Origin of the sequence: Streptomyces diastatochromogenes (genome assembly GCF_002242805.1) — a bacterium.
In the GTDB taxonomy this organism is placed as follows: Bacteria; Actinomycetota; Actinomycetes; order Streptomycetales; family Streptomycetaceae; genus Streptomyces; species Streptomyces diastatochromogenes.
In genome coordinates this window covers 1-7631 of record NZ_MCGQ01000155.1, presented here as the reverse complement: position 1 = coordinate 7631, position 7631 = coordinate 1, and the positions used below count along the sequence as shown (strand labels likewise).

Sequence of the window (7631 nt, the reverse complement as noted above, 5' to 3'; positions counted from 1 at the left end):
CGCAAAGCCGCCGAAGAGCGCATCAACGAACTCGCCGCGCTGGTCGAGTCCTCCCAGGACGCGATCCTCGCCAAGACCCTCGACGGGCGGATCACCTACTGGAACGCCGCCGCCCAGCGGCTGTACGGGTTCTCGGCCGCCGAGGCGGTCGGGCAGCACGTGTCGATCCTCGCCCCGCCCGACCAGGAGGACGAGATCGGGCTGCTCCTGGACCGGTTGCGCCGGGGCGAGAAGGTCGAGCACTTCGAGACGCTGCGGGTGACCCGATCCGGCGGGATGCTCGACGTCGACGTCACCCTGTGGCCGACCCGGGCCCCGGACGGCACGGTCATCGGCGCCTGCGCGATCGTCCGCGACATCAGTGACCGCAAACGGGCCGAGGCGGAACTGACCGAACTGTACGAGCAGCAGCGGCACATCGCGCTGACGCTGCAGCGCAGTCTGATGGGCACGCCGCCCGCGATTCCCGACCTCACCACCGCGAGCCGCTACTTCCCCGCCACCCAGGGAGCCGGTGTGGGCGGCGACTGGTTCGACCTGATCCCGCTGGGGGCCGGCCGCATCGGGGTGCTGATCGGTGACGTGATGGGCCGCGGTCTGGAGGCGGCCGCCGTGATGGGTCAGCTGCGGTCTGCCGCGCACGCGCTGGCCAAGACGGGTATGCGGCCCCGTCAGCTGATGCAGGCGCTGGACACGGTCGTGGCCGATCTGAACGTCCCCGACCAGCTGGTCACCTGCTGCTACCTCGTCGTCGCCGCCGACTCCGGCGAAGTGGTCATCTGTTCCGCGGGGCATCTGCCGGTCCTGGTCACCGTTCCAGGCGAGGGCGCCAGCACCCTGCCCACACCGGTGAACGCGCCCCTCGGCGTCGGCGGTGTGATCTACGAAGAGCGCTCCACGACCATCGCGCGCGGCGCCACCCTCGTGCTCTACACCGACGGTCTGATCGAGACCCCGGGCACCGACATCGAGGACCAGCTCACCCAGCTCATCGGCACCATGGACAAGCTGGCGAGTTCCGGCCTCGACCTGGAGGCCGCCGCCGACCACGTACTGACCACGTTGCTGCCCGACGCGAACGGACACGACGACGTCACACTGCTGCTCACCCAGGTGCCGGCCGCTCCGCTGGCCACGGCCGGGGCCGAACTCCGCGCGGAACCGCGCGCGGTGCGTGACGGTCGCGGATTCCTCGCCGCAACCCTCTGCACGTGGGGCTTCGTCGAGCGGGCGGACGACGCGTGTCTGCTGCTGTCGGAGATCCTCACCAACGCGGTACAGCACGCGCAGGGCCCGATCGGACTGCAGGTGCGCCGCACGGACACCGAGCTGACGGTCGAGGTCAGCGACCCCAGCCCGCAGTTGCCCCAGCCCCGGATGGCGGCCGAGGAGGAGGAGTCGGGCCGGGGGCTGCAGCTCGTGCGGGCCCTCGCCGACGATTGGGGAGTCCGGCCGACCGACGAGGGCAAGACGACGTGGTTCAGCCTCAGGATGGGGCAGCGGGTCGGCCCTCGGCCGGCAGGGCCGTAGAACCAGGACGAGCAGGAGCCGATCGAAGCAGCCGCACGGGACGGGGGAAGCCGTTGTGGGCGCGGCGCGCCGCTCCTCGGGAGCGGCGCGCCGTGGTGCGGGTTGTCGGGTGCCGAGCCAGGGGCGTCGGCACACCGGGGACGGTCAGAAGCGGTGGTCGCCGCGGTGGTTGTCGCCGTCACCACCGCGGTAGTGACCGTCGCCGTCACCGCGGTGGTCGCGGTGGTCGTCTCCACGGTAGTGACGGTCGCCGTCGCCGCGGTGGTCGCGGTGGTCGTCGCCAGGGTAGTCGCGGTGGTCGTCACGCCGGCCCTCGCCCCAGGACGTGGCGTCGACGAAGCGGCCGTGGTCGTTGCGCAGGGTGGCGGTGTCGGCGTTGCGGTCCCAGACGGAGGAGCGGCGGTCCTGGTAGACGTCGGACGAGCTGTCGCGGCCGACACCGGTGTGGACGCGGACGGTTCCTCGGCCCCCCAGCCAGAAGTGGCGGAAGGTGTAGGTGTTGCCGTCCCGGTCGGACAGGGTCCAGCCGCTCAGGTTCACGTCGCGCCGGCTGTTGTTGGTGATGTCGACCCACTCCCGGTTGAGGGCCAGGTTGGATCGCTCGTAGCGGCCATGAACGCTGTACTGCACGTCACCGATGACCACCTGAGCGCGGTCCGGGTACGCGCTCGGTCGGTCCGCGGCGGAGGCGGGCAGCGCCACCGCTCCGACCAGAGCTGCCGCCACGGCGGCGGCTGCAGTCAGACGACGCGGGGTCACAGAAACGGAAGCGGACACAAGGTCCCCCTTGCAGGGTGTGGGCACGTCCGGGCTTCACGGCATCGGGTCGTGGGCCGGGGTGCGGCGGTTGAGGAGCGGCCGTGCGGCCGCGCACCCACACCCTCCTGCCCCGAGCCGGAGAAACACGGCACATACAGGGCATGTTACAGATCGTCAACATATTGGTGACACTCGCATGCATAGTCCATCTATGTCATGAATGCCCTTTTTGAGGCCTTTTCAGGCCATCCTTCACATGGATGCGCACCCACCTGTCACCCGAAAGTGAGCAACAGCCCTCAAGCACCTGCCGCGCGTACACCCGCCGACCGTCGGCCGTGGAGTGGCCGATTTCGAGCCTTACTTCAGGTAGGACTTGCGAGCTGGGTGGGATTATATGATCAAATCTCCCGATGCGTACCCCCCACATACCGACGCATCAACCTGCCCAGTCGGACGGGCATTCCACCGAGCGGGTTCCACCCAGCCGCAATCCGTACGACGAACTGGCCTCGCTGGCAGACAATCCGCTGGACGACTTCCTCACCGAGGACAGCGCGTCGAGCTCGCAGGACGACGACGCCGAGGAGCCCTGGGCCCCGCCCAACCACCGGCGCGGCAGCCGCCGCCGCAACCGCGCCACCGGCCTGCCCACCGTGGTCAGAGTTCTCGCCTGGGCGCTCACCCTCGCCTGCCTGGTCACCCTCGCCGATCGCTGGGCACTGCTCTATGCCGAGCACAAGGCGTCCGAACGACTCAAGGACCAGCTCCATCTCGCCGCCGCCCCCGAGGTGCGGATCGGCGGGTTCCCCTTCCTCAGCCAGCTGGCCGCACAGCGCCTGGACTCGGTCCGGATCACCGTCCCCGGCATCCCGGCCCGCCGGGTCACCCTCACCCAGGTCACCGCCACCGCACACGACATACGTATCGACGGCGACGGACCCACCGCCGTGCGCGGCGCACTCGTGCGGCGGGTGCACGGTCGCGTCCTGCTGTCCTTCGCCGACATGAACCGCGAACTCGGCGCCTCCCAGGTGTCCTTCACGGCCCACGGACCGGGCCGCGTCCGGGCCCACGGCGATCTGCGCGTCGCGGGGAACGATCTGCGGGTACGAGCCGACGTCCGCATCCGGCGCGAAGGGGCGCGCGGCATCGCCACCTCCGTGGACGGCATGCGGCTCGACATCGGTGACCTCGCGACGTACCGGCCCGGCACCGGGCCCGCCGAGGGCCTGCACCTGACCCGCGCCTCGGCGCGCCGGCTCACCCGGGAGGCGGAGAAGATCAGGGCCTTTCTGGCCGTCCCGGAGATAGTGCGGCGCCTGGGCGTCCCCGACAGCGCGGTGCGCGCCGCGCTGCACGACGAGGACAGGCTCCATCAACTCACCGGCGCACCGCGCTTCCTGCACGACCTGACCCGCATGAACCTCGTGGACGTGGCGGTCGCCCACCCGGGGCTCCTCAAGCGGCTCGGCCTCGACCTCTCTCTCCTCACCGCACTGACCAAGCTCACCCGCCCGCAGATCGCCGACCGCTTCTCCTTCTCCTTCCAGCTCCCGAAACCGCCCTCGGGCGCCCTGCGCCTGCAGCGCGTGACGGTGCACAAGGACGGCATCCACGCCGACGTCACGGGGTCGGGACTGCTCCTGGGGCACTGAGCATTCGTACCGAAATCACTGACGGTGCCTCAATTCATCAATTTCCCAAGGCCGTTGATCCAGTCACGGATCACCTGTGCCGTGGTGGGTGCGTGTTCCTCGGCGATGGACCAGTGGTCGCCGGGGACGTCCACCGTCTCGGACGGCTGTGGCCAGGAGGCCCGCCAGTCGCGGCTTCCTGTCTCGCGGCCGCCGTGGGTGCGCATCTCCGGCAACTGGTCGGTGGCGCGTACCAGAAGTGTGGGTATGTCCAGCGGCTCGGGGTGCCAGCCGCGGAGCATCCGGGTGTAGCCCCCGAGTGCGGCCAGCGCCATGTCGTCCACCGCGGTGTCGAAGCCCTCCCCCATGGCCAGGGCCGCGCGGGCGGGGAGGGCGAGCAGCCATGGCTCGGCCTCCCGCTCGGGGGTCACGTGGTAGGTGTCGACGAGGACCAGGCCTGCGGGCGGGGCGCCGGTCGCCGCCAGCCGCTCGGCGACCGCGTGTGCCGGACAGCCGCCCATCGACCAGCCCAGGAGAACGGGCCGGCGGTCGCCCAATTGCTCCCGCAGGGTGGCCGCGTGCAGGTCGACCAGTGTCTGCCAATCGCGGGGCAGCGCGTCGCCGGAGGCGATGCCGGGGTGCCGGACCTCCAGCACGTCCCGGTCTCCTTCGAAGTGGCGCGCGAGCGCGTCGTACCAGGGCCTGCCCAGGGCCGGGGAGAAGCCGGGGAAGCACACCAGAGGTGGCCGGTCGTCGGCGCCGGCGGTCAGCTGGAGCGGCTGCAGGGCGTGCGCGGCGGCGTCCTCGGGGCCGAAGCCGGGGACGGCCAGTGAGGCGGTCACGAGCAGGTGCATGGCCGAGACGACGTCACCGGTCCCGCACACGCGGCGGTAGAGGGAGGCCAGGGTCTGTGCGGGGCGTGCCGGCCGCGCATCGGTGGCTGCGTGCCGGCGGGGCAACGCCTCGTGCAGTTCGGCGAGCAGGTGGCTCGCCAGTCGGTCGGTGGTGGGCAGGTCGAAGATGAGGGTGGCGGGCAGTTCCAGGCCGGTGAGCAGACTCAGCCGGTTGCGCAGCAGAACGGCGGTCAGGGAGTCGAGGCCCAGCTCCGTGAGGGCGCGGTCGGCCGTCACGGCGGCCGCTCCGGGATGGCCGAGCACCTCGGCGACCGCTTCCCTGACCAGGGTGAGCAGCGTGGAGGGGCGGTCGTCGGCGGGCAGCTGCGCCAGCCTCTCACGCCAGGCTCCCGGCGAGTCGTGCGTCGAGCGAGCGGTGCCGGCCGCCGGTCGCGCACTTCCCACGTCCCCCTCCGGGCCGGACGAGCGCAGGAGATCCTGCAGCGGTGGCGGAACCGGCTGCCGCCGCATCCCGGCCTTCGGGTCCAGCGGCAGGGGTGCCAGGACGGGTTCGCTCGCCGTCAGAGCGGCGTCGAACAGTGCCAGCCCCTCGGCAGGGGTGACGGCGTGCAGCACGCCGTCGCCGGTCCGGCCGGTACGGGCCGCCATCCCCTCGGCTCCCGCCCACGGCCCCCACACCAGGGAGAGCGCGGGCAGTCCCAGGGCGGCCCGGTGCAGCGCGAGGGCGTCGAGGAACGCGTTCGCGGCGGCGTAGCCCGCCTGACCGGGGTTGCCGAGCAGGCCCGCCGCCGAGGAGAAGAGCACGAACTGCGACAGGGGCAGGTCCTTCGTCAGTTCGTGGAGGTGCCAGGCGGCGTCCGCCTTCGGCCGCAGGACGGCCGCGAGCCGCTCGGGCGTCTGTGCCTCCAGCACGCCGTCGTCGAGGACACCCGCCGCGTGCACCACGGCGGTCAGGTCCGCGGCGTACCGGTCGATCACCGCGGCCAGTGCGGACCGGTCGGCGGCGTCGCAGGCGACCACCTCCACCCGGCCGCCGGCCTGCTCGATCTCCTCCTTCAGCCGTCGCGCACCGGGCGACTCCGGGCCACTACGACTGGTGAGCACCAGCCGCCGGACTTTGTGATGCTCCGTCAAGTGGCGGGCCAGGAGCGCGCCGAGAGCCCCCGTGCCCCCGGTGATCAGTACGGTGCCGTCCTCCGTGAACGGAGCCGAGTGGGAGGGTGCGGCGGCCGCCTGTGTCAGCCGCGGCACCAGCACCTTGCCGGCATGGAGGGCGAGTTGGGGTTCGCCCGTTGCCAGGGCTGCCGTCAGCCGGCGCAGCGACTCGGGGTGGTGGTCCGCGTCGACGAGGGTGAGGCGGCCGGGGTACTCCGACTGCGCGCTGCGCGCCAGCCCCCAGACGGCGGCTGCGGCCAGGTCCGGGTCCGGTCCGGTGGCACCGCGGGTGACCAGGATCAGGCGCGATCCCGGGGCCAGGGCGGGCAGCCGGTCGCGCAGCAGTTCCAGGGCGCGCGTGACGAGGGCGCGCGCTTCGGTGGCCGGGGTGGCGGACGGAGCCGTAGGGGCGAGGGAGACGACGACGGCCGGGGCATCACCTCCGAGGGATGTCCCGGCCCCCGCTGAACCGGACAGCGCTGCTCCCAGGTCCAGGTCGTCCGGCGATGCCACCGCGAGCGCGGAGACGGTGGAGTGGGTGGGGGCCGCGGCGGTCCAACCCGGGCGGTACAGCGCGCCCAGGCGTTCGGCGGTGCCCGGCACCGCCCGCGTCGTCAGCGCCTCCACCCGCAGCACCGGCCTGCCCGCCGGGTCGGTGAGGTCCACGGCGACCGTGTCCTCGGCGGTGCGGCGCAGTCGTACCCGCAGCGCGGTGACACCGGTCGCGTACCGGCTGACGCCCCGCCAGGCGTACGGCAGCCGCCTCGGTGCGGGCTCCTTCTGGTCCTCGGGGAGCAGCAGCGGCGCGTGGATGGCGGCGTCGAGCAGCGCGGGATGGATGCCGTACCGCTGTGCCTCTTCTACGGCCGTGTCGGGGAGCCGTACATCGGCGAGGAGGTCGTCCCCCTGCCGCCAAACGGCGCGCACGCAGCGGAAGGCCGGGCCGTAGGCGTAGCCTGCGCCGGCCAGCCGGTCGTAGGCCCCTGTCAGGTCGACCGGTACGGCGTCCGGGGGTGGCCAGGATCCCTGTGGGCCGTGGCTCGGGCCGGGGTCGGTGGCCGGCGGTGCCAGCCGGCCGGTGGCGTGGTGGGTCCACGTACCGACCGGGCCGGCATCCTCGGGGCGGGCGTGGATGTCGACGGTCCGGCGGCCGGACGGATCCGGTTCGCCGAGCGCCACCTGCACCTCGACGCGCAGGCCGGAGCCGGGCAGTTGCAGTGGCAGCAGCAGGGTCAGCTCCTCCAGGACGTCCAGCCCGCAGGTGCCGCCGGTGTGGAGCGCCAGGTCGGCGAGCGCGGCGGCGGGCACCAGCGGGCGTCCGTCGACGACGTGGTCGCCCAGCCAGGGCTGGTCGGCGTCCGACAGGTGGCCGGTGCACAGCAGGCGGCCCGTGTCCGGGAGGCTGGTCGTGGACGTCAGCACCGGATGGCCGGAGCCGGGGCGTGCTGCGGCGGTCGGCGTGGGGTCGGCGGGCTCGGCCAGCCAGTAGCGCTCCCGCTGGAAGGGGTAGGTGGGCAGGTCCACCCGCTGGGCACGCCTGCCTGGGTGTGCCTGGTGCACGGCGTCCCAGTCGACCGCCGTGCCGTGCTCGTGGAGTCGGGCGAGTGCCGCCAGGACCGTGTCGGGTTCCGGGTGGCCGGCCCGCACCGTCGGGGTGAACACCAGGTCCCCAGGCTCCTCGGCCGTTGTCATGGCG

General features: G+C 72.6%; 4 protein-coding genes. 2 read left to right on the top strand and 2 right to left on the bottom strand.

Annotated features, from left to right (window positions below):
* A partial coding sequence (locus BEK98_RS47280; protein ID WP_094222959.1) for an ATP-binding SpoIIE family protein phosphatase occupies nucleotides 1-1530 on the top strand: 1530 nt, incomplete at its 5' end.
* A 144-nt stretch (nucleotides 1531-1674) separates the two neighbouring features.
* Here BEK98_RS47280 and BEK98_RS47275 read toward each other — a convergent pair.
* Nucleotides 1675-2256 carry a lamin tail domain-containing protein gene (locus BEK98_RS47275; protein WP_425276675.1) on the bottom strand — a complete coding sequence of 194 codons (582 nt, stop codon included), beginning with the start codon at nucleotides 2254-2256 and terminating at the stop codon, nucleotides 1675-1677.
* Between the two features lie 446 nt (nucleotides 2257-2702).
* Here BEK98_RS47275 and BEK98_RS47270 point away from each other — a divergent pair, with 446 nt between their 5' ends.
* On the top strand, nucleotides 2703-3947 hold the full coding sequence (locus BEK98_RS47270; protein WP_094222958.1) for an LmeA family phospholipid-binding protein: 1245 nt from the start codon (nucleotides 2703-2705) through the stop codon (nucleotides 3945-3947).
* Nucleotides 3948-3976: 29 nt separating this feature from the next.
* On the opposite strand, the gene BEK98_RS47265 is transcribed toward BEK98_RS47270, so the two are convergent.
* A partial coding sequence (locus BEK98_RS47265; protein ID WP_143684295.1) for a type I polyketide synthase occupies nucleotides 3977-7631 on the bottom strand: 3655 nt, incomplete at its 5' end.